The following is a 21,184-nucleotide window of genomic DNA, read 5'->3' on the forward strand; positions in this document are numbered from 1 at the left end:
CCGACACAGCTGCCGGATTGCCCGGCTTATATCGAGATCCAGCGATGAATCCTGCCTGCCTCTCCTCCATCGCTGCCGCCATCGCGGCGCTGCTGTCCGGCTGCCAGTCTGCACCCGCGCCCGCACCGGTCCGCAATGTCGCAGCACTGCCGACCATGGAGCGCATCGCCCTAAGTGCCAATGCGTGCTGGTTCAAATCGGGCGACGCCGCCTTCAAGCCCTATCGCCTCGCGCCGGAGCTGAACTCCTTTTCGGGACGCCCGCGCATCCTGCTCGTGAAGCGCAACAATCCGGAAGCCCGCCCTCTCGCGGTCATCCAGGCCGAGGGCCACCCGGCCAAGGTCGATGCCTTCGGCCCGCTGTTCAACGAACCGATCGGGGTGCGCATGACAGGTGACGTGAAGCGCTGGATGAACGGCGACAAGGGCTGCTGACACCGCCATCGTCACCGCCATCGTCACGGCCCGTCAATCCGGCGCCACGGGGCGTGCAGCGATCGTCCGTCTGCGAACATCGATCCCGGCCATCGACAGGCGTTCGACAAGGCTTCCGAGCCGCCTCGTGACCATGGGCGCGGCGACAGGACAGTGTCGATTCACGATACCCTCTCCTTGACGAACGCGGACGATTCGAGCTCCGCGCGAACGTCCCAGCGCGTCAGGCCGATATCCTTCAGCTGATCGTCCGTCAGTTCCCTGAGCACGAGCCGTCCCGCGCGCTTCATCCGCCAGTGAACAAACCTTTCCCAGATCCGAGCGAGTCGGCCCTGTTCCGCCGTGGGCGGAGCGGAGAGCATATCGCCGTCGGAGCGAAATAGCCGCTCACGCCGATATCCATCTGGGAAAAGTGTATCAATTGTATCATTATAGCTTTGCCGTAACATGGCTAGACCTCGGAAGCGTTGAATTGTGTCAGTTCGACAATCAATACAATTGACAAATACAATCGAGCAATGTCATTATTGTTACCATGACAAACTGGCTCCCTGACCTCTCTGCCGGCGATGGACCGCTCTATCTCAGGCTCGCCCAATCGATCGAGGCCGCGATCGACAGTGGTGTTCTGCCGCCAGGCGAAAAGCTTCCGGCGCAGCGCAATCTCGCCTTCGATGTCGGCGTGACATTGGGCACGGTCAGCCGCGCCTATGCCTTGATGCACGAACGCGGCCTGGTGGCCGGGGAAGTCGGGCGCGGCACCTATGTCCGCGAGCGGAAGTCGCACACCGAGACGGGCGCCACCGAAGTCCAATCCTTAGCCGGCACACAAACAGGGGACGCACCGGTCGGAAAACTGCGATTCGATTCGACCGGAGCGCCGCAGGTCGGCCAGGCCGCCGCGATCGAGGAAATCCTGAAACAGGTCGCAACCGACCAGCCGACGGAAGTCTCCGAATACACCCGCTCGGCGCCGCACCGCTGGCAGGAAGCAGGCATGATCTGGTTGTCGCGTGCCGGCTGGGAGCCCGACGCCGAGAGCATCGTGGCGACGCAAGGCGTCCATGCCGCCATCATCTCCGTCGTTGCGGCGGTGACGGCTCCGGGCGACCGGATCCTGTTTGAGAACCTGACCTATAGCCAGGTTGCCCGGGCGTTGAGTCTCATGGGCCGGCGCATCCTTGCGGGCGATACCGATGCGCAAGGTCTCGTGCCCGAGGATTTCGAGCGCATCTGCCAGCAGCAGCATCCGGCCGTCGTCTTTCTGATGCCCACCCTGCATAATCCCACGCTTGCCGGGATGGATCGGGTCCGGCGTCAGAAGATTGCCGACATCGCGCAGCGGTACAATGTTCTCATGATCGAGGACGACATCTACGGCATCCTCATCGGCGACGCGCAGCCCATGCTCGCCTCCCTCGCCCCGGAGCGGACCTTCGTCGTCTCCGGCCTCTCGAAATCCGTGGGTCCGGGCGTTCGCGGCGGCTGGGTCTCCTGTCCCCGCCATTTCTCCGCCCGGGTCAAGATCGCCCATAAGATGCTGAGCGGCGGAACGGCCTTTCTGTTGGCCGAATGTGCAGCCAGGCTCGTTCTGTCCGGCGCAGCCCGGGAGATTCGAACGCGCGTCGTCGCCGAACTCGCCGCGCGGGAAACGCTGGCACGCGAGAGCCTCAAAGGGTACGACTTCCGTTCCCTGCCCCAGGTTCCCTTCCTCTGGCTGCACCTGCCGGAACCCTGGCTGTCCGGCACCTTCAAGGCGGCGGCCCTCGAGGCCGGCGTGATGATCGACGGCGAGGACGAGTTCAAGGCCGGCCGCTCCGACAAAGTGCATCACCGGGTGCGGATCGCCTTTTCCAATCATGGCCGTGACGACGTTCGACGCGGGTTCGAGCTGCTCCGGACCGTTCTCGACGGCGGTCTTGCCGGATATGACAGCGCCAGCTGAGCCGATGTCAGCACGCCGTCGACCCGCGTCGTTCACGAGCTTCGACCCCGTGGACCCCACGCGGGCCCGCCGAAAGCATCGCGCAGCCCCCTGGAAACGTGTGGGCATCGGGATATCGCTGGGGGGTGCCTGCGTCTGGAAAACGGTTTTGGAAAAGCAGCGTTTGCGGTGTTCCCGCGCCATTCTTCCGGTATTTTCCTGTCGCGCAACGGGCAGGCTTCGGCTAAGAACCGGCCAACGTCTCAGGGAACCTGCACATGGCCATCTCAAATGCCCGCCCGATCACGCCGGACCTCATTGCCTCCCATGGCCTGAAGCCGGATGAATACCAGCGCATCCTGGATCTGATCGGCCGCGAGCCGAGCTTTACCGAGCTCGGCATCTTCTCGGCCATGTGGAACGAGCATTGCTCCTACAAGTCCTCCAAGAAATGGCTGAAGACGCTGCCGACCAAGGGTCCGCGCGTCATCCAGGGCCCGGGCGAAAACGCGGGCGTCGTGGACATCGATGATGGCGACTGTGTCGTCTTCAAGATGGAGAGCCACAATCACCCCTCCTTCATCGAGCCCTATCAGGGCGCGGCCACCGGCGTCGGCGGCATTCTGCGCGACGTGTTCACCATGGGCGCCCGCCCGATCGCAGCCATGAATGCCCTGCGTTTTGGCGCGCCGGATCACCCGAAGACACGCCACCTCGTCTCCGGCGTTGTCGCCGGCGTCGGCGGCTATGGCAATTCCTTCGGCGTTCCCACGGTCGGCGGCGAGGTCGAGTTCGATGCGCGCTACAACGGCAACATCCTTGTCAACGCCTTTGCGGCGGGCCTTGCCAAGACCGATGCGATCTTCCTCTCGGAAGCCAAGGGCGTCGGCCTCCCCGTCGTCTATCTCGGCGCCAAGACCGGCCGCGACGGCGTCGGCGGCGCGACGATGGCGTCTGCCGAGTTCGACGAATCGATCGAGGAAAAGCGTCCGACCGTTCAGGTCGGCGACCCCTTCACCGAAAAGTGCCTGCTCGAGGCCTGCCTTGAACTGATGAAGACGGGCGCCGTCATCGCCATCCAGGACATGGGCGCCGCCGGCCTCACCTGCTCGGCGGTCGAGATGGGCGCCAAGGGCGATCTCGGCATCGAGCTGATCCTCGACCAGGTGCCCGTGCGCGAGGAGCGCATGACGGCCTATGAAATGATGCTGTCGGAAAGCCAGGAGCGCATGCTCATGGTGCTCGAGCCGTCCAAGGAAGAGGTCGCCAAGGCGATCTTCGTGAAATGGGGTCTGGATTTCGCCATCGTCGGCAAGACGACGGACGACCTGCGGTTCCGGGTGCTGCACCAGGGCGAGGAGGTCGCCAACCTGCCGATCAAGGAACTGGGCGACGAGGCGCCGGAATACGACCGTCCCTGGACACCGGCAAAGGTGCCGGCTCCGCTGGCCGCCGACGACATTCCCCAGGCCGATATCGCCGAGGCCTTGCTGACGCTCGTGGGCTCTCCCAACAATGCCTCGCGCCGCTGGGTCTACGAGCAGTACGACACGCTGATCCAGGGCAACTCGCTGCAGCTGCCGGGCGGCGATGCCGGCGTCGTCCGCGTCGAGGGCCACGCCACCAAGGCCCTGGCCTTCTCCTCCGACGTGACGCCCCGCTATGTCGAGGCCGACGCCTTCGAAGGCGGCAAGCAGGCTGTTGCCGAGTGCTGGCGCAACATGACCGCCACCGGCGCCCTGCCGCTGGCCGCCACGGACAACCTGAATTTCGGCAATCCGGAAAAGCCGGAGATCATGAGCCAGCTGGTCCACGCCATCAAGGGCATCGGCGAGGCCTGCCGGGCACTCGATTTCCCGATCGTCTCCGGCAATGTCTCGCTCTACAATGAAACGCATGGCCAGGCGATCCTGCCGACCCCGACCATTGCGGGCGTTGGCCTGATCGACGACTGGTCGACGATGGCGCGCATCCGCTTTGCCGCGGAAGGGCAGACGATCCTGCTGGTCGGCGCACCGGTCGAGCTCGGCACCCACCTCGCCCAGTCGGTCTATCTGCGCGACATCCACGGCCGCACCGATGGTCCGCCGCCGTCTGTGGACCTTGCGCTCGAGCGCAGGTCGGGCGACTTCGTCCGCGAACTCATCCGCGATCGCCTTGCAACCGCCGTGCATGACTGCTCGTCGGGGGGCCTTGCCCTGGCGGTTGCCGAAATGGCGATCGCCTCCGATATCGGCGCCGTCATCGATCCGGTCGAGGGCCGCAATCCGATCCCCGTCTTCTTCGGCGAGGACCAGGCCCGCTACGTCGTGACGGTCAAGGCGGACGACGTGGAGGAAATCCAGAAGATCGCCGAACTCCGCGGCGTTCACGCGCCCGTCATCGGCCGCACGGGCGGCGCGACCGTGACGCTCGGAACGGCGCGCGCCGTGCCGATCGAACGATTGCAAAAGGCCCATGAATCGTGGTTCCCTGACTTCATGTCCGGCGCACTGCCGGCGACCGAATAAGCCAGGGCAGACCGAACGGTCGAGCGGGCACGGGAACAAGGAGGACACCACATGCCGATGAAACCGGGCGATATCGAAGACATGATCAGAACCGGCATTCCCGGCGCGCAGGTCACAATCCGCGATCTCGCCGGCGACGGCGATCATTATGCCGCCGAGGTCGTGGCCGAGGCGTTCCGTGGCAAGAGCCGCGTGCAGCAGCACCAGATGGTCTACAACGCGCTTCAGGGCAACATGGGCGGCGTGCTCCATGCCCTGGCGCTGCAGACCTCGATCCCGGAGTAGGCGCGTGGCAGGCCTGATCAAGCTCCTGATGGCCGGCGTGGTCGACGGCGTCTTGAAGGAGATCCTGAAGAAGAGCGGCACCGGCCGGACGAAACGCGGGAAACGGCAAGCCCGCACGCCGACCGGCGTGGTCACCGACCTCGTCAAGGACGCTATCGTCAAGGCCGTGGCGCCGAAGAAGCAGGTGAGCCGCAAGCGGACAGCGGCCGCGCGCAGCAAGCATAAGCGAGGCTGAACCGCGTCCGGGCGCGGAGACGCAAAGTCTGCCGGGCGGAAATGCCGCCCATTTTTTCTGCCACAATGGGTGAAACCTGCGTGGCGGCATGCTATGTGAAGGGTTATCGACACCCGTCCTTGAAACGGGACAGAGAAGGAATTCCAGTATGAGCGGTATCACCGATTTCATCGACAATGAGGTCAAGACCAACGACATCGTGCTTTTCATGAAAGGCACCCCGCAGTTTCCGCAGTGCGGCTTCTCCGGTCAGGTCGTGCAGATTCTCGATTACCTCGGCGTCGACTACAAGGGCGTCAACGTGCTGGCCGATGCCGACCTGCGTCAGGGCATCAAGGATTATTCGAACTGGCCGACAGTTCCCCAGCTCTACGTCAAGGGCGAGTTCATCGGCGGCTGCGACATCGTCCGCGAAATGTTCCAGGCCGGCGAACTCCAGACCCATCTCCAGGAAAACGGCGTCGAGGTCAAAGCCTCGGCCTGATAAGGCCTGTGTTTGAAATGCTCCGATCCCCGGCCCTGCGCCGGGGTCGTTGTTTGAGGACCGCTCGTCTGTTCGCGGCTCGTGAAGCGCGCGCCATGCGCGACGTTTTCGCCGCCGCGTCAAAAGATGGTCCCTCAAAGTAAGTCGTCACCATTCTGTTGCCGGATTGCGCTATCGAAGCCCGGAGGCGCGCGATATGCTCGGCGTCGGGTTCCGAATCACGCGTTGACCCGGCCTCCTCCGAGAATGACCGGGCAGCAGCGACGCCTCCCATCTTTGCCGGCTTCCGGCAGATTTCGTATTAAAGCGCTATAGGCCGGAGATCCTGGGGATCGCGCGTGACCTATGGCCGAACGTCCGGCCGATGCGCGGCGCTGCTGCGTGCTCCTGTCGGATCGCCTGCCGCGCAGCGGCGGGATGGAAGGACACTTGAGAATGACGTCCACGACCGAGACCGCCGCTCCGGAATCCGCTATCGCGATGCCGTTGTCGAAGGGCCAGTTCATCACCATCATGGCCATGCTGATGTCGATCAACGCCCTGTCGATCGACATGATGCTGCCCGGCCTGCAGCAGATCGGGCAAAGCCTCGGCGTGGTCGATGAGAACAGCCGCCAATTCGTGATCACCTCCTACCTGATCGGCATGGGCAGCGCCCAGCTGTTCTTCGGGCCGCTCTCCGACCGGTTCGGCCGCAAGGTGCCGCTGATCGCCGGCCTCATGATCTACGCGCTGTGCGCGCTCGCCATCGTCTTCGTTCCAAGCTTCGGCGCTCTCTTGGCGCTGCGCTTCGTGCAGGGCCTCGGCGCGGCCGCCACACGCGTCATCAGCGTGTCCATCGTGCGCGACATCTACGGCGGGCGCATGATGGCAGAGGTCATGTCCCTCGTCATGATGGTTTTCATGGTCGTGCCGGTCATTGCGCCGAGCATCGGCCAGCTCGTCATGCTCTTTGCCGAGTGGCACATGATCTTCCTTGTCATCGCCGTCTATGCGACCTTCGCGACGGTCCTCGTCATGCTGTATCTTCCGGAAACGCTGACGGACGAGCGCCGTCGCCCGTTCACGGTCAAGGGCATCGCAGCCTCCTTCGCCATCGTGCTCGGCAACCGCACGGCGCTCTGTTACGCGCTCGCCATCTCCTTCATCTTCGGCGCGTTGTTCGGCTTCATCAATTCGGCCCAGCAGGTCATGGTCGGCGTGTTTGGCCTCGGCAATTACTTCCCGCTGGTCTTTGCCTGCTTCGCCGGCCTGATGGCCGTCGCATCCTTCACGAATTCGCGCCTCGTCGGCCGCTACGGCATGCATCGCGTATCCCACATCGCGCTGCTGCTCTTCGTCGTCGCGAGCGCCGTCTGGGCGGTCTTTTCTGCAGCCGGCTTCCTGCCGTTCTGGCTGTTCGCCATCCTCTACGGCAGCGCCATGTTCCAGTTCGGCCTGATCGGCGCCAATTTCAATGCCATGGCGATGGAGCCGCTCGGCCATGTCGCGGGAACAGCCTCGTCCGTGATCGGCTTCATGCAGACCATCGGCGGCGCGCTGATCGGCGCGATGATCGGCCAGGCCTTCGACGGCACGGTGACGCCGCTCGCATTCGGCTTCCTCTCGGTCGCCATCATCGGCCTGTTCTTCGTGCTTCTCGCCGAGCGCGGCCGCCTGTTTTCCTCCGATCACCACCACACCGCCGGCTGACCCGTCACCGCCAGAAATCGAGTCCCGTATGCCCACGCCCCCTCTGCCACCTCTGCCGCAAGGCTCGCAACGCATCGGACTCGGTTTCCGCGAGTTCGTCGTCACCATCGCCCTGATGACGGCCAGCATCGCGATCGCCATCGACAGCATGCTCCCCGCCTTGCCGCATATCGCAAGCTCCCTCAACGTCACGAATCCGAATGATGCGCAGCTCGTGATCGCCGTCTACTTCTTCGGCTTCGGCTTCGCCCAGCTCGTCTTCGGCAGCCTTGCGGATGCGTTCGGCCGGCGGTCCATCCTGCTGCTCGGTCTGGCCATCTTCACGGTCACGACCTTTGCCGCCGCCTGGACGGAGAGCTTTACCGCCCTCCTCGCCTTCCGCTTCGCGCAGGGCGTCGGCGGGGCGGCCATCCGCATCACCACCACCGCCATCACGCGCGACTGCTTCGACGGCCGGGAGATGGCGCGGGTCATGTCCTACATCATGATCGTCTTCATGCTGGTGCCCATCCTCGCGCCGTCCTTCGGCCAGGCCGTCCTCACCTATGCCGACTGGCACTGGATCTTCCTGCTGCTCGGCGTGATCGGCGCCATTCTCTTCGTCTGGGCGAGCATGCGCATGCGGGAATCGCTGCCTGTGGCGGAGCGTCTGCCCCTGTCGGTCGCGGCCATTTCCGGCGGCTTCCGCACGGTCCTGACCAATCGCGTCACCTGCGGCTACATGCTCGGCCTCACGCTGTTCACCGCCGTCATCTGCACGTTCATCGTCACCGTGCAGCAGATTTTCGGGACCGTGTACGGGCTCGGCGACTGGCTGCCGATCGCCTTCGCCGGAACGGCCTCCGGCATCGCGGTCGCGAACTTCGCCAATGGCTACTTCGTCCGCCGCTTCGGCATGCGCCGCATCTCGCATGCCGGCATGATCGTCTTTACCCTGCTCGGGATGCTGGCCGTCGTGGTTGCGCTGTTCGGCACGCCGTCCTTCCTCTTCACCTATTTGATGCTGAGCGTCATGCTGATGTTCTTCGCCGTCATCACGACGAACTTCACCGCCATCTGCCTCGAGCCCATGGGGCACATTGCCGGCACGGCCACCGCCGTCACCGGCTTCGTGTCCACGACGGGCGGCGCTCTCCTCGGCGGCATGATCGGTCAGATGTTCGACGGGACGGTGCGCCCGCTTTTCGTCGGCTTCGCCCTCTTCGGCCTCTTCACCATCCTGGCTGTCTTCTGGGCCGAGCGCGGCCAGCTGTTCACCCATCCGGGCGACGAGGCGGACATGGAACCGGGCATGGGCGGGCACTGAACCACCCGACACCGCGACGCAAAAAAGGGCAGCCCGGTGGCTGCCCTTTTTGCGTTTCGCACCGATGCGAAGATCAGACCGTGAAGACGTTCTCGCGCAACGCGTGCCAGCTTGCCTCGTCCGACGTCACGAGCAGGCCGCCGTCGACGTGCTGTGGCTGATAGCGCGAACCGTCGAAACGGCGCACATAGGCGCCTGCCTCCTCGGCGATCAGGCATCCCGCCAGATGATCCCACGGCATCAGCTTCTGATACATGAGGAAGTGGAAGTGGCCGGCGGAGAACGCCCGGTATTCATGAGCCGCGCAGCGGTAGCTGGTGGCGATCCGCACCCGCGCCATGTTGCCCATGACGGTGCGGCGGTCTTCCGGCGGATAAAAGCCCGTCGAAGCGCAGCCGACGAGATCCTCCAGCGTCGATGGCGCCGGCGTGACCGAGAGCTGGTCCTGCGATCCGTCTGCGCGGCACGCCCAGGCGCCCGAGCCCTTCTCGGCGATCACCCAGTCGTTGCCCATGGGGTCGTAGATGATCCCCGCGATCGTTTCGCCACCGGCGACCACGCTGGCCATCACGCCGAAGAGCGGCAGGCCGGCCGCGTAGTTGAAGGTGCCGTCGATCGGATCGACGATCACGGCGAGATCGGCGCCCGCCAGCTTGCCGAGCAAGGCCGGATCGGCAGCCACCGATTCTTCGCCGATGAACAGGGCGCCGGGCACGATATCGCCGATACGCGCCTTTATCAGCCGCTCCGCGGCTTCGTCGGCCTCGGTGACGAGATCGATCGCTTCGGTCTTCATCCGCACGTCGCCGCTCGAAAGATTGCGGAAGCGCGGCAGGATTTCGATCGCGGCGGCCTCCTGCAGCAGGTTGGCCAGTCCGGCAATGTCGATCTCGCGGGTCATGGGTGGGGTTCCGTTGTCATGGGTTTCTGGGTCGTCAGCGACTGGAAGTCGAAGAGCTTCGGATCGAGCAGATGCGACGGATTGGCATGGCCGAGCGCCCGCAGCATCGTGTCCTTGCGACCGGGCATGCGCGCCTCGATATCGGCCAGCATCGCCTTCATCGCATTGCGCTCCAGGCCGTCCTGCGAGCCGCAGAGGTCGCAGGGAATGATCGGGAACTGCATCGCGGCGGCGAATTTCGCCAGATCGTCTTCCGCCGCATAGGCCAGGGGACGCAGCACCGTCAGGTCGCCCTCGTCATTGACGAGCTTGGCCGGCATCGTCGCCAGCCGCCCGCCATGAAAGAAGTTCATGAAGAAGGTTTCCAGAATGTCTTCGCGGTGATGGCCGAGCACGAGCGCGTCGCAGCCCTCCTCCCGGGCGATGCGGTAGAGATTGCCGCGCCGCAGACGGGAGCACAGCGCGCAATAGGTGCCGCCGGCCGGCACCTTTTCCTTCACGATGGAATAGGTGTCGCGGTACTCGATGCGGTGGGCGACGCCAATGGACCGCAGGTAATCCGGCAGGACATGCTTTGGAAAATTCGGCTGACCCTGGTCGAGATTGCAGGCGATCAGGTCGACGGGCAGCAGGCCGCGCCACTGGAGGTCGATGAGCAGCGCCAGGAGGCTGTAGCTGTCCTTGCCGCCGGAGACGCCGATCAGCCACCGCTTCTGGCCGTTCAGCATGCCGAAGTCGTCGATCGCCTGGCGCACATTGCGCAACAGCCGCTTGCGCAGCTTGTTGAAGCTGACGCTGTCCGGCATGCCGTGAAAGATCGCCGGCAGCTCGGTTGCAGGCGCGGTCGGCAAGCCTTCGTCGTCGCGGAGCAGCGTGGATTGAGATGTCATCGAACAAGGCTTTCCGGCGGGGGCGTTGTTCGACAACGCCGACGGCCACGAATACGTATGGACGGCCTGCCTTGCCCGCCCTGCGCGGCAAGATCAAGACAAATCGGTACGGGCGCGCGTCAGGCGCCGAACACGGACCATCCGGTGCGGTTTGCGAGCATCTCCAGCGCCACCGAGCCCAGCTGCGAGTTGCCGTTCTCGTTCAGCCCGGGCGACCAGACGGCGACCGAGGCCTTCCCCGGCGCCACTGCCATGATGCCGCCGCCGACGCCGCTCTTGCCGGGAAGACCGACATGATAGGCAAAGTCGCCCGAGCCGTCATAGTGGCCGCAGGTCAGCATCAGGGCATTGATGCGCCGCGCGCGCTGGCGGGAGACGATGGAATGGCCGGTTCCCGGCTGCTGGCCATTATTGGCCAGGAAGAGGCCCGCCTTTGCCAGCTGGACGCAGGTCATGGCGATGGCGCAGTGGTGGAAATAGACGCCCAGCACATGATCGACAGGGTGATCGAGCTTGCCGAACGAGCGCATGAAATTGGCGAGTGCGGCATTTCGGAACCCCGTCGCGGCTTCCGATTTCGCCACCTGCGGATCGATCGAGATGTCCTCGTCGTCGGCAAGCATCCGCATGAACCGCAGGATTTCGCCGATCACCTCCCGCGGCGTATGCCCGGCGAGGATGAGGTCGCTGATCGTAATGGCACCCGCATTGATGAAGGGATTGCGCGGTTTCCCGCCCTCCTGCTCCAGCTGCACGATGGAGTTGAACGCCGTGCCGGACGGCTCCCGCCCCACCCGCGACCATAGGCGCTCTCCGTGCTTGCCAAGCGCCAGCGTCAGCGTGAAGACCTTGGAAATGCTCTGGACCGAAAACGGGATCTGGGCATCGCCGACGGAATAGACCGGCCCATCGACGGTCGCGATCGTCATCCCGAAGCGCTGGGGGTCGATTCGCGCCAGCTGGGGGATGTAGTCCGCCACCTTTCCCTCGCCGCGACGTGGCGCGATGGCGGCATAGATGTCGTCGAGCACCGACTGCAGGTCGAGAGATTCCGTATCCGACATGGGGTCCTCACGTCGTTGCCTGACCGTTTCCGCATGAAAAAAGCCGCCCCGAATGGAGCGGCTTTTTTCCGATTGTGCAAGGCCGAAGCCGTAACGATCGCTTATCGCGAATAGAATTCGACGACGAGGTTCGGTTCCATGATGACGGCGTAAGGCACGTCGGCAAGGCCCGGGATGCGAGCGAAGGTTGCAACCATCTTGTTGTGGTCGACTTCGATGTAGTCGGGAACGTCACGCTCGGCGAGGCTCACGGCTTCCAGAACCATGACCAGCTGCTTGGACTTCTCGCGAACCTCGATCACGTCGCCGACCTTGCAGCGATAGGAACCGATGTTGACGCGAACGCCATTGACCGAGACGTGGCCGTGGTTGACGAACTGACGGGCAGCAAAGACCGTGGGAACGAACTTGGCGCGGTACACGATCGCGTCGAGACGCGATTCGAGCAGACCGATCAGGTTCTCCGAAGTATCACCCTTGCGGCGGTTGGCTTCGTCGTAGATCGCGCGGAACTGCTTCTCGCGGATATCGCCGTAGTAGCCCTTGAGCTTCTGCTTGGCGCGCAGCTGGACACCGAAGTCCGACAGCTTGGACTTGCGGCGCTGGCCGTGCTGGCCGGGGCCGTATTCGCGGCGGTTGACCGGGGACTTCGGACGACCCCAGATGTTTTCGCCCATCCGGCGGTCGATTTTGTACTTGGACGATTCGCGCTTGCTCATCGCATTTCCTTTCAAAACGTTGCACCCGTCCGTTGCCGGACAGGATGAAGGAAACACGCCCTCCTCTGAACCGCTTGCGCCGTTCTGACAGGTATCTCACATAAAGCTAAGGGAGACGCCACGGGACATGTCAAATAAAACACCGGGCGTTTCGGCCCGGCGTTGTCGCGGTGTTTAGGGGCAAGTCACGGACTTGTCAACCTGGTCGGCGCGCGGACAAGGCAGGACGCAACCCGCCCGTTCGATCCCGCTCCCCGCGATCGTGAAAGCCTGCGCTCGTGAAACCCTGCGATCGTGAAACCGTGCGCTCCGGGACGAGCACTGACACCCGTTGTCTCGGCCCGCGGCATCGAAAGTCCGCCGCCCCGCAACCGTCATATCCATGTCGACACGGCCCTCGGCGGCGCCGAAGACGTTCGGGTATCCACAGGCTTACGTCTACTCCGCGGCGCTGCGCTCGTCCATCTCCAGGGCGGCGTTCGGGTCGCCAGGCGCCGTCTCGGCACTCAGATCGGGAAAGGCGACGATCCGGCGTCCTGCCGCGTCGCCATGGACGACGATCAGCCCCTGCTCCTCGAAATAGCCGAGAAGGCGGCGGGCGCGTCTGGCCGAATGCGTGCCATAGGCCCGCGCGATCATCAGGTCGGACGGACATGGCTGCCCCCGCAGCGCGGCCTGCGCCACGTTGAGGAACACGCCCTGCAGGTCTTCCGTGACCTGCCGCGAAAGATCGAGGGCGGTTTTCCACGTATCGCTTGCCGCCGTTTCGGCATCGACGCCGGAGCGGCTGATCGCCATCTTGCGGCGGAACGCCGGCAGCGACAGGGCCGCACCCGGCACCCGTCTGATCCGGCAGCGCACCAGAAAATCCTGGAACAGCTCCGCATCGGCCCGGAAGGCCGCGCCGGGATGGTCGAGGATTTCGGAGAGGATCTGGTCCAGCAGCGCCTCCCGGTCGGCCGGCGGCATGTCCGGCTGTTGCGGGCGCGCCTCGACGGGCGCGACAGGCTCCGGACGCGGACGCGAGAGCTCCGCCAGGATGTCGGTCGCCGGCCGGGGCGCCGGCGCGACACGGCGTGTCAGCGGCCGGGTCAGTTCGTCCGGGTCGGGCGTGAAGATCAGATCCTCGACATCCGCAACAGCCTCCGGAAGCGGCGTCAGCATCGGGCTGGTGGAGCGCGCCGAGGTCTCGACCGTTCCGATCGTCACGGGCAACGGCCGGCGCGACAGGGCCGGGCCAAGCGCCACGAAGGATCCGCGCTTGAGGTCGCGGAACATCTCCGCCGTGCGCCGGTCCATACCCAGGAGATCGGCGGCGCGCGCCATGTCGATATCGAGAAAGGTGCGCCCCATCAGGAAGTTGGATGCTTCCGCCGCCACGTTCTTGGCCAGCTTGGCCAGCCGCTGCGTCGCGATCACGCCCGCCAGGCCGCGCTTGCGGCCACGGCACATGAGGTTGGTCATCGCACCGAGCGAGAGCTTGCGCACCTCCTCGGTCACGTCCCCGCCAACCGACGGCGCAAAGAGTTGCGCCTCGTCGACCACCACGAGGATCGGGTACCAGAACTCGCGGTCGGCGTCGAAAAGCGCGTTGAGAAACAGGCCGGCCGTGCGCATCTGCTGCTCGATGTCGAGCCCTTCGAGCGAGAGCACGCAGGAGACACGGTGCTGGCGGATGCGCGAGGCGATGCCCACCAGTTCCGCTTCCGTGCGCTCGCCCTCGACGACGACATGGCCGAACTTGTCGGCCAGCGTGACGAAGTCGCCTTCCGGATCGATGATGCACTGCTGGACCCAGGGTGCGGACTGCTCGAGGAGACGCCGCAGGAGATGCGACTTTCCGGAGCCGGAATTGCCCTGCACCAGAAGCCGCGTCGCCAGCAGTTCCTCGATATCGAGCGGTACGGACTTGCCGTCGAGCGCCGTCCCCATGTCGATGCCGACCTTCATGAAACCCTCGTTCTCATCCGAATTGCCGCGCCGCCACGCCACCAGCCTGCAGGTCTATCAGAGTTTCCGCCGTGCTGCGCCCGCCATCGGGCGCAACCCACAGCTAAAGCGGCGGCGACACCGTGAGCCCGAATCCCTGCAGCAGCCGCCGGGTCGAAAAATCCGGGGCGGCCGAGGTGAAGATGGCCGGGTCGATGCCCGTCAGCGGCACGTAGCTCTCGGCCGCGGGCACCAGCCGGCGGGCCTGCCGCGCGATCGCCTCCGCCGGATCCAGCCAGTCGACAGGCCAGGGCGCCAGCTTGCGGAAGAGATTGGCCATGAAGGGATAATGCGTGCAGGCCAAGACGACGATATCCGTGCGACGGCCTCCGGCCTCCTGGAAGCAGGGCGCGATCTCCCTCAGCACGGCCGCATCCTCGAGCGTCTCGCCGCGCACATAGGCCTCCGCCATGGCGGCCAGCGGCTGCGACCCCACCAACTGCACATCGCACTGCGCGGCAAACGACTGGATGAGGTCGCGCGTATAGGCGCGCTTGACCGTGCCAGGCGTCGCGAGCACGGTGACCATGCCGGACCGGGTCCGTTCCGCGGCTGGCTTGATCGCGGGAACGGTGCCGACGAAGCGCATCTGCGGAAACGCGGCACGCAGGTCCGCCCCCACCAGCGTGAACGCCGTGTTGCAGGCGACGATGCAGACCTCCGGGTCGTGCTGGGCGATCAGATCGGCGAAGAGACCGACGATGCGCGTCTTCAGCGCCGCCTCGTCCGTCCAGCCGCCATAGGGAAAACCGGCATCATCCGCGACATAGACGAAATGCCGCTCCGGCATCAGCACGCGCGCCTCGCGCAGCACGGTCAGACCGCCGATACCGCTGTCGAAGACGAGGACGGGCTTCATGTCAGCCTTCGCTCTCGTCTGGCATCGTCGTTTCCGGCGCCACCGTCCGGCCGGCCCCGCTCCGTCCGTCGGCCGGTGCGCCCGCACCGCGCGGCGTTTCCCGGGTAAACCGGTCGAGCGACGAGATGACGCCGCGAACGACGCGGATTTCCGTGGCGCTGAAACCCGGCCGCGTCAGCACGGCGCGCAGGTTGTCCACGAGTTTCGGACGCTTGGCGAGCGGGCGGAAGTAGCCGCGGGCGTCGAGCGCCTCCTCGACATGGTCGAACAAGCCCTGCAGATCCGTCTTGGTCGCCGGCTGCTGTGGCAGCGCCTGGAACGAGGTCTCATCCTCCGACGCCATGGACGTCTTCATCCACTCGTACGACATCAAAAGCACGGCCTGCGCCAGGTTGAGCGACGCAAAGGCGGGATTGACCGGAAAGGTCACGATCTCGTCGGCCAGCGCGATCTCCTCATTGGTCAGGCCCGTACGCTCGCGCCCGAAAAGGATGCCGGTCTTCTCGCCACGTGAGAAGCGCCCGCGCAGCGTCTCCGCCGCAACGCCCGGCGCGCGCACCGGCTTGTAGCCGTAACGGTCGCGTGCCGTCGTCGCATAGACGAAATTGAGGTCGGCGACCGCCTCCTCCGTGGTTTCGTAGAGCTTGGCCTGATTGATGACGTGATCGGCGCGGCTTGCGGCGGCCTGCGCCTTTTCGCTCGGCCATCCATCGCGCGGGTTGACCAGGCGGAGTTCGACGAGGCCGAAGTTCGCCATCGCCCGCGCCACCATGCCGATGTTCTCGCCCAGCTGCGGATGAACCAGAATGATCGCCGGTCCTTCCGCCAGAAGCGGGCGCTCGCTGTTCGTGCCTGCCATATCGTCCTCGTTTCCTGCGTGCGCGGCGTTTCTGCGTGCGCGATAGGGCGGGCACCGCACGGCCGACCCCCGATGCCGCGTTGTCCTGCAGCCGTCCTCGTTTGCCGCTACGTCGCACAGATCGGCAGATTTTGAAAGACGCCGCCTACTGTGCGCCTTGGGCGGCAATCGCGGCGAGTTCGTTCTTGAGCGACCCCTGCTCGCCGCCGCGCAGGATATCGTCGATCACGGGCTTTCCGTTCTCCTCGACGACGATGAAGTGCAGTTCGGCCGGCTTGCGCTCGCCGGGATCCTCGAGGCAGGACACATTGTCGAAGGTGACCGCGACGTCCGCGCGGGCATCGACAGGCGCCGCCGGCACGATCTTGACGTCCTTCAGCGAGCAGCTGTCCTGCCCGCTAACGATCGGATCGTAATCAAGCGGGGAATCGCCGTCTTCGAAAGCCGGAAACCGGGTCGCGTCCTTGTAGACGCGGGTAAAATCCCGGCTGTAGATCCGGTTCAGGCGCTCGTCGTCGAAATAGTCCCGCGGTTCGCCCACCGGCGTTTCCGACCAGCCATTCTGCGCTTCGGCCATGATTTCCTTGACCGGCGCCGTCACATCGGCGGCCTGTGCCGCCCTGGCGGTCAACGTCGTCGCCACGATGGCGGATGCGGTCACGGATAGAAGAAAGGAAATGGATCGTTTCACGCAAGGCTCTCCTGGTGCGTCCCCGGACCGTCTCGCGGGGGTGTCTGTGGCGCGTCCTCCGCCTGCGGCGCGGGCTCCAATCGCGACAGTGTCTGCGCGATCATTTCCAGGCCGACAAGGGACGATGGCCGCGATAGGCGGAAATGACGGCGCTTGCGCGGCAGCGACGGGCGCTTCGTCAAAAATAAGCTGCCGCCCCTCGCCTCGATCCGATCGACGGCGGCCAGCGCCTCCGCCACCAGAAACGCCATCCGGTCCTCGGAAGGATCGCAGGCTTCCCGACCGTCCTCCGCGGACTTGTCCTCTTCCCTCGAGGCCTCGTCTCGTGATGAGAGCTTCCCGACGGGCGCTGCGGCCAGCCCGCCGGCAAAGGTGCGCGCCCAGTAAGTCGCCGTCATCAGCGTCATCAGGGTCTGGCGAACGACGCCCGGCCGGGTCACGAGCTGCCAGGGAGAGCCGAGCGGTCGGACGACGGAGGCGAGCTCCGCATACGCCTGCTCCAGAACCTGCGAGCCGTGGATGAGATCGAAGCCGCTGCGTCCCTCGGCGGCGTCGTGCAGAAGACGCCGCAGGGCGGTACACCAGTGCCGCAGCGCCTCGCCCGCCAAGGCGTCGGTGCGGGACGGAAAGACGAGGAAGGCCACCGCAAGCCCGGCGAGCGAACCGATCACCGTTTCTTCGAGCCGGAGCACGAGCACGTTCAGCGTCAGGCTGCCGATCAGGCTATAGACCAGGGCAAGCACGATCGACACGAAGAAGGTCATGGCCGCATAGGAGACAGCCAGGAGGTAGAAGGCGAGAAAGACGCAGACCGCGGCCAGCCCCAGAATGACGGATGTCATCGTCTGCAGCAAGCTTGCAGCGACGAGGCCGACCGTGATCCCGAAGAAGGTCCCGATCGACCGCTGCACGGCACGCATCGCCGTATCCCCGCGCGAGCGCGTGTTGGTGAAGACGAGAAAGGCCGAGAGCACGGCCCAGAACCATCGCTCCCGGGACAGCATCAGCCCGAAGACCATGGCGATCGCAGACGCGAGCGTGATCTGGATCGCGCGCCGCACCGCCGGATCGTCCAGCGAGATGCCGGATGTCGTGGCCGCACCGGGCTCGGCCGGACCCGGCTTTGCCGTTGGCGCACCGTCCGGCGCCGAGACGAGCTCGGACACCGCACCCGCAAGCCTGCGGCGCACCGCGTCGAGCGACAGGCAGGCGTCGATGGCCTCGAGCCGATCGGGATCTTCCCCTGCGGAATGCCCCGCGCGCCTTGCATGCCGTTCGACCGCCTCCCGGGAGCCCTTCTGCAGCGCAGCGATCAGGGGCGCCGGTAGCGCCGCCTGCCGCGAGAGCATGACGAGGCTTTCCGCGACGACATGCGCCTCGAACAGCGCGATCGTCACCGCGCTCCGACGCGGGTCGTCCCGCTCGGCGTCATGGCGGCCATCCGTCTCCGGGCGTGCCGGGACGAAGCTCTCGGCCATCAGAACGGCATCCTTCAGCCGCTCGACATGCCGGTCCGTCTTCGACCGATCGGTCGCTGGCCACATCCGCGCGTCGTTCGCGCCGCGCGCAGAGGACAGCTGCGCGAGAATGCGGTCGATCCGTGTTTCCACGGCGGCGACGGACCGGACGAGATCGAGCCGCCAGTCCTCCGCAAGGACGAAGCGGCGAACCCCCTGCCCGACCAGAAGCGCCGTCAGCGGCCCGAGCGCCGTCGCCGGCAGGTCCGGCAGCGCCGGCCGCAGGTAGGCGCCGATGAAGTAGGACATGAAGGCGAACATGCCGAGCGCGAAACCGCGGGGCCCGAAGCGTCTGGCATAGGTCGCCGCGAAGATCAGCACGAGGAAGACGAGGTCCGAGACCAGCCGCGTGCCCTCGAGGAGAGCCGCAAGCCCGACGACCGCAACGCAGAGGCCGCAGCCGAGAAGCCGCGTCACGAACTGGTCGTGCAGCGTGGTGTCCTTGACCGACAGACCGCTCTGGATCGACAGCGTGATGGCGAGCGCATAGGCAGCCTTGGGCAGAGGAAGCCAGAAACCCTGCAGCGCCGCCAGCAGGGCCACGGAGAGGCAGACGCTCAGCGTCACCCGGAGCCCGGTCCGCAGCCGTGAAAAGGCCGGGTCGTTCGCCAGCAACCGGTCGCGAAGAGACGAGATATCCACCATCATGCCCGACCCGCTGGTCGCCTGTTTTCAAACGAAAAGATCGCAAAACCCGCCCATGTTTTCGCACCCGCCGGCCGTTCTGGGGCCTTTGCCTTCGGCCTTGCCAATGCTATAGCGCCAGCTATCGTCCGTTCCGCAAACGGGGGCATTCACACCATCGAGCCCCATTCCAAGCTACGAGGCACGTTTTCATGACCAAGATCAAGGTTGCCAACCCCGTCGTCGAACTCGACGGCGACGAGATGACCCGCATCATCTGGCAGTTCATCAAGGACAAGCTGATCCACCCCTATCTGGACATCGACCTTGAATACTACGATCTCGGCATGGAAAACCGCGATGCAACCGACGACAAGGTCACGATCGACGCTGCCAACGCCATCAAGAAGCACGGCGTCGGCGTCAAGTGCGCCACCATCACCCCGGACGAAGCCCGCGTCGCGGAATTCGGCCTCAAGAAGATGTGGAAGTCGCCGAACGGCACGATTCGCAACATTCTCGGCGGTGTCATCTTCCGCGAGCCGATCATCTGCAAGAACGTGCCGCGTCTCGTCCCCGGCTGGACCAAGCCGATCATCGTCGGCCGTCATGCCTTCGGCGACCAGTACCGCGCGACCGATTTCAAGTTCCCCGGCAAGGGCAAGCTGACGATGAAGTTCGTCGGCGACGACGGCACGGAAATCGAGCACGAAGTCTACGACGCGCCGGCTGCCGGCGTGGCCATGGGCATGTACAACCTCGACGAATCGATCACCGATTTCGCCCGTGCATCGCTGAACTACGGCCTGCAGCGCGGCGTGCCGGTCTATCTGTCCACCAAGAACACCATCCTCAAGGTCTATGACGGCCGCTTCAAGGACATCTTCCAGGAGGTCTTCGAGAAGGAATTCGCGGACAAGTTCAAGGAAGCCAAGATCTGGTACGAACATCGCCTGATCGACGACATGGTCGCCTCGGCGCTCAAGTGGTCCGGCGGCTACGTCTGGGCCTGCAAGAACTATGACGGCGACGTCCAGTCCGACATCGTGGCGCAGGGCTTCGGCTCGCTCGGCCTGATGACCTCGGTCCTGATGACGCCGGATGGCCAGACGGTCGAAGCCGAAGCCGCCCACGGCACGGTCACGCGCCATTACCGCCAGCACCAGAAGGGCGAGGAAACCTCGACCAACTCGATCGCCTCAATCTTCGCCTGGACGCGTGGTCTCGCCCACCGCGCCAAGCTTGACGGCAATGCAGAGCTGACGCGATTTGCCGACACGCTGGAGCGCGTCTGCATCGAGACCGTCGAGAACGGCTACATGACCAAGGATCTCGCGCTCCTCATCGGTCCCGACCAGCCCTGGCTGTCGACCACAGGCTTCCTCGACAAGATCGACGAGAACCTGCGCAAGGCCATGGCGGCCTGATCGACGGTCGAACAGGTCTGGAAAACATCGGAACCCGGCTCACCGCCGGGTTCTTTCGTTTAGGCCACGCCTTCTCAGGATATATACGTGTTCTATGAAATAACATTGGGCGGAATCACATAGAGAACGTCTCTCACACAGCGCACGAGGAGACGGCATCCTCGGCGCTCCGCGTTCCCGCATGACATATCAGCCGTGGAGTCCCGATGCCCGAAGCAATCCGACCGACGATCCGCCCCTGATCGCGCAGGACCGGGCTGAGTGGGAACCGATGTGGCGTGCCTATCTCGCGTTCTACGAGACGGAGCTGCCGGCGGCGCAATACGACCTGACCTGGGAACGGCTGCTCGATTCCGCAGAGCCGATGCACGGTCTCGGTGCCTTCTCCGGCGAAGGTCGGCTCATCGGCCTTGCGCACATCATCTTTCACCGGTCCTGCTGGCTGCCGGACTGGACCTGCTACCTGCAGGATCTCTTCGTCGATCCTGCCAGACGCGGGTCGGGCACGGGCGCCGCCCTCATCGAAGCCACCGCGGATCTCGCGCGGGAAAAACAGGCGGGTCGCCTCTACTGGCTGACGCAGGACACCAACGCTCCCGCCCGCCGCCTCTACGACCGCATCGCCGCCGCCTCCGGGTTTGTTCAGTACCGGAAGCATCTAGAGCCGTAACAAGGCGGCGAGGCATCGGAAACGGGGGAATGGACCGAGGCGCCCTTCGACGACGCTCAATCGATACCGTTACCTGGACGGAGCGATTGACTTCTCATTAGGCA

At 65.0% G+C, this 21,184-nt stretch carries 20 protein-coding genes; 10 read left to right on the forward strand and 10 right to left on the reverse strand.

Annotation, left to right across the window (positions count from 1 at the left end; genetic code table 11):
* Positions 1–44: 44 nt before the first annotated feature.
* Positions 45–434, forward strand: coding sequence for a hypothetical protein (locus ASG03_RS15415; RefSeq protein WP_062473642.1), 390 nt, complete (start codon positions 45–47; stop codon positions 432–434).
* 161 nt (positions 435–595) lie between these two features.
* On the opposite strand, the gene ASG03_RS22150 is transcribed toward ASG03_RS15415, so the two are convergent.
* Complete coding sequence (locus ASG03_RS22150) at positions 596–883, reverse strand: DUF1127 domain-containing protein (RefSeq protein ID WP_082475798.1); 288 nt, start codon at positions 881–883, stop codon at positions 596–598.
* Between the two features lie 86 nt (positions 884–969).
* Here ASG03_RS22150 and ASG03_RS15420 point away from each other — a divergent pair, with 86 nt between their 5' ends.
* The 7 genes from ASG03_RS15420 to ASG03_RS15450 all read left to right on the forward strand — a co-directional run bounded on the left by ASG03_RS15420 (position 970) and on the right by ASG03_RS15450 (position 8,870).
* Complete coding sequence (locus ASG03_RS15420; RefSeq protein WP_062694369.1) at positions 970–2,379, forward strand: aminotransferase-like domain-containing protein; 1,410 nt, start codon at positions 970–972, stop codon at positions 2,377–2,379.
* 257 nt (positions 2,380–2,636) lie between these two features.
* Positions 2,637–4,868, forward strand: a complete 2,232-nt coding sequence (gene purL, locus ASG03_RS15425) for a phosphoribosylformylglycinamidine synthase subunit PurL (RefSeq protein WP_062694372.1) — start codon at positions 2,637–2,639, stop codon at positions 4,866–4,868.
* A 51-nt stretch (positions 4,869–4,919) separates the two neighbouring features.
* Positions 4,920–5,153, forward strand: a complete 234-nt coding sequence (locus tag ASG03_RS15430; RefSeq protein WP_062473650.1) for a BolA/IbaG family iron-sulfur metabolism protein — start codon at positions 4,920–4,922, stop codon at positions 5,151–5,153.
* 4 nt (positions 5,154–5,157) lie between these two features.
* On the forward strand, positions 5,158–5,388 hold the full coding sequence (locus ASG03_RS15435) for a hypothetical protein (RefSeq protein ID WP_062694373.1): 231 nt from the start codon (positions 5,158–5,160) through the stop codon (positions 5,386–5,388).
* A 148-nt stretch (positions 5,389–5,536) separates the two neighbouring features.
* Positions 5,537–5,872, forward strand: a complete 336-nt coding sequence (grxD, locus tag ASG03_RS15440; protein WP_062473654.1) for a Grx4 family monothiol glutaredoxin — start codon at positions 5,537–5,539, stop codon at positions 5,870–5,872.
* Between the two features lie 435 nt (positions 5,873–6,307).
* A complete protein-coding gene (locus ASG03_RS15445; protein WP_062695220.1) occupies positions 6,308–7,564 on the forward strand; it encodes a multidrug effflux MFS transporter in 1,257 nt (418 codons plus the stop codon).
* A gap of 28 nt (positions 7,565–7,592) precedes the next feature.
* Positions 7,593–8,870 (forward strand): multidrug effflux MFS transporter, encoded by a 1,278-nt coding sequence (locus ASG03_RS15450; protein WP_062694375.1) that lies wholly within the window; start codon positions 7,593–7,595, stop codon positions 8,868–8,870.
* A gap of 73 nt (positions 8,871–8,943) precedes the next feature.
* Here ASG03_RS15450 and ASG03_RS15455 read toward each other — a convergent pair whose 3' ends face one another.
* From ASG03_RS15455 to ASG03_RS15495, 9 genes are all read right to left on the reverse strand, one after another.
* Positions 8,944–9,771, reverse strand: a complete 828-nt coding sequence (locus ASG03_RS15455; RefSeq protein WP_062694377.1) for an inositol monophosphatase family protein — start codon at positions 9,769–9,771, stop codon at positions 8,944–8,946.
* Entirely contained in the window at positions 9,768–10,622 is an 855-nt protein-coding gene (gene ttcA, locus ASG03_RS15460) for a tRNA 2-thiocytidine(32) synthetase TtcA (protein WP_443216634.1), read from the reverse strand. The genes ASG03_RS15455 and ttcA overlap by 4 nt, the downstream gene beginning before the upstream one ends.
* Positions 10,623–10,780: 158 nt before the next feature.
* Positions 10,781–11,725, reverse strand: coding sequence for a glutaminase (locus ASG03_RS15465; protein WP_062694378.1), 945 nt, complete (start codon positions 11,723–11,725; stop codon positions 10,781–10,783).
* 101 nt (positions 11,726–11,826) lie between these two features.
* A complete protein-coding gene (gene rpsD / locus ASG03_RS15470; RefSeq protein WP_062473662.1) occupies positions 11,827–12,444 on the reverse strand; it encodes a 30S ribosomal protein S4 in 618 nt (205 codons plus the stop codon).
* A gap of 438 nt (positions 12,445–12,882) precedes the next feature.
* Positions 12,883–14,394, reverse strand: a complete 1,512-nt coding sequence (locus ASG03_RS15475) for an ATP-binding protein (protein WP_062695224.1) — start codon at positions 14,392–14,394, stop codon at positions 12,883–12,885.
* A 103-nt stretch (positions 14,395–14,497) separates the two neighbouring features.
* Positions 14,498–15,292, reverse strand: coding sequence for a glutamate racemase (gene murI, locus ASG03_RS15480; RefSeq protein ID WP_062473666.1), 795 nt, complete (start codon positions 15,290–15,292; stop codon positions 14,498–14,500).
* Between the two features lies 1 nt (position 15,293).
* On the reverse strand, positions 15,294–16,151 hold the full coding sequence (locus ASG03_RS15485; RefSeq protein ID WP_062473668.1) for an RNA methyltransferase: 858 nt from the start codon (positions 16,149–16,151) through the stop codon (positions 15,294–15,296).
* A gap of 145 nt (positions 16,152–16,296) precedes the next feature.
* Positions 16,297–16,842 (reverse strand): hypothetical protein, encoded by a 546-nt coding sequence (locus ASG03_RS15490; RefSeq protein ID WP_062694381.1) that lies wholly within the window; start codon positions 16,840–16,842, stop codon positions 16,297–16,299.
* Complete coding sequence (locus tag ASG03_RS15495) at positions 16,839–19,007, reverse strand: FUSC family protein (RefSeq protein ID WP_244475285.1); 2,169 nt, start codon at positions 19,005–19,007, stop codon at positions 16,839–16,841. Before ASG03_RS15495 ends, ASG03_RS15490 begins: the two co-directional genes overlap by 4 nt.
* Before the next feature lie 188 nt (positions 19,008–19,195).
* On the opposite strand from ASG03_RS15495, the gene ASG03_RS15500 reads away from it, so the two are divergent.
* Both ASG03_RS15500 and ASG03_RS15505 read left to right on the forward strand, forming a co-directional pair.
* Positions 19,196–20,410, forward strand: a complete 1,215-nt coding sequence (locus tag ASG03_RS15500) for an NADP-dependent isocitrate dehydrogenase (protein ID WP_062473672.1) — start codon at positions 19,196–19,198, stop codon at positions 20,408–20,410.
* Positions 20,411–20,591: 181 nt separating this feature from the next.
* A complete protein-coding gene (locus tag ASG03_RS15505; RefSeq protein ID WP_062473674.1) occupies positions 20,592–21,080 on the forward strand; it encodes a GNAT family N-acetyltransferase in 489 nt (162 codons plus the stop codon).
* Positions 21,081–21,184: the final 104 nt, after the last annotated feature.

The sequence above is a fragment of the Rhizobium sp. Leaf341 genome, assembly GCF_001424325.1.
GTDB lineage: Bacteria > Pseudomonadota > Alphaproteobacteria > Rhizobiales > Rhizobiaceae > Ferranicluibacter.

Excerpts from the sequence above, each read along its gene's own strand:
- ASG03_RS15415 (WP_062473642.1), top strand. The coding sequence starts at position 45 with ATGAATCCTGCCTGCCTCTCCTCCATCGCTGCCGCCATCGCGGCGCTG.
- ASG03_RS22150 (WP_082475798.1), bottom strand. The coding sequence starts at position 883 with ATGTTACGGCAAAGCTATAATGATACAATTGATACACTTTTCCCAGAT.
- ASG03_RS15420 (WP_062694369.1), top strand. The coding sequence starts at position 970 with ATGACAAACTGGCTCCCTGACCTCTCTGCCGGCGATGGACCGCTCTAT.
- purL (WP_062694372.1), top strand. The coding sequence starts at position 2,637 with ATGGCCATCTCAAATGCCCGCCCGATCACGCCGGACCTCATTGCCTCC.
- ASG03_RS15430 (WP_062473650.1), top strand. The coding sequence starts at position 4,920 with ATGCCGATGAAACCGGGCGATATCGAAGACATGATCAGAACCGGCATT.
- grxD (WP_062473654.1), top strand. The coding sequence starts at position 5,537 with ATGAGCGGTATCACCGATTTCATCGACAATGAGGTCAAGACCAACGAC.
- ASG03_RS15445 (WP_062695220.1), top strand. The coding sequence starts at position 6,308 with ATGACGTCCACGACCGAGACCGCCGCTCCGGAATCCGCTATCGCGATG.
- ASG03_RS15450 (WP_062694375.1), top strand. The coding sequence starts at position 7,593 with ATGCCCACGCCCCCTCTGCCACCTCTGCCGCAAGGCTCGCAACGCATC.
- ASG03_RS15455 (WP_062694377.1), bottom strand. The coding sequence starts at position 9,771 with ATGACCCGCGAGATCGACATTGCCGGACTGGCCAACCTGCTGCAGGAG.
- ASG03_RS15465 (WP_062694378.1), bottom strand. The coding sequence starts at position 11,725 with ATGTCGGATACGGAATCTCTCGACCTGCAGTCGGTGCTCGACGACATC.
- rpsD (WP_062473662.1), bottom strand. The coding sequence starts at position 12,444 with ATGAGCAAGCGCGAATCGTCCAAGTACAAAATCGACCGCCGGATGGGC.
- ASG03_RS15475 (WP_062695224.1), bottom strand. The coding sequence starts at position 14,394 with ATGAAGGTCGGCATCGACATGGGGACGGCGCTCGACGGCAAGTCCGTA.
- murI (WP_062473666.1), bottom strand. The coding sequence starts at position 15,292 with ATGAAGCCCGTCCTCGTCTTCGACAGCGGTATCGGCGGTCTGACCGTG.
- ASG03_RS15485 (WP_062473668.1), bottom strand. The coding sequence starts at position 16,151 with ATGGCAGGCACGAACAGCGAGCGCCCGCTTCTGGCGGAAGGACCGGCG.
- ASG03_RS15495 (WP_244475285.1), bottom strand. The coding sequence starts at position 19,007 with ATGATGGTGGATATCTCGTCTCTTCGCGACCGGTTGCTGGCGAACGAC.
- ASG03_RS15500 (WP_062473672.1), top strand. The coding sequence starts at position 19,196 with ATGACCAAGATCAAGGTTGCCAACCCCGTCGTCGAACTCGACGGCGAC.
- ASG03_RS15505 (WP_062473674.1), top strand. The coding sequence starts at position 20,592 with ATGACATATCAGCCGTGGAGTCCCGATGCCCGAAGCAATCCGACCGAC.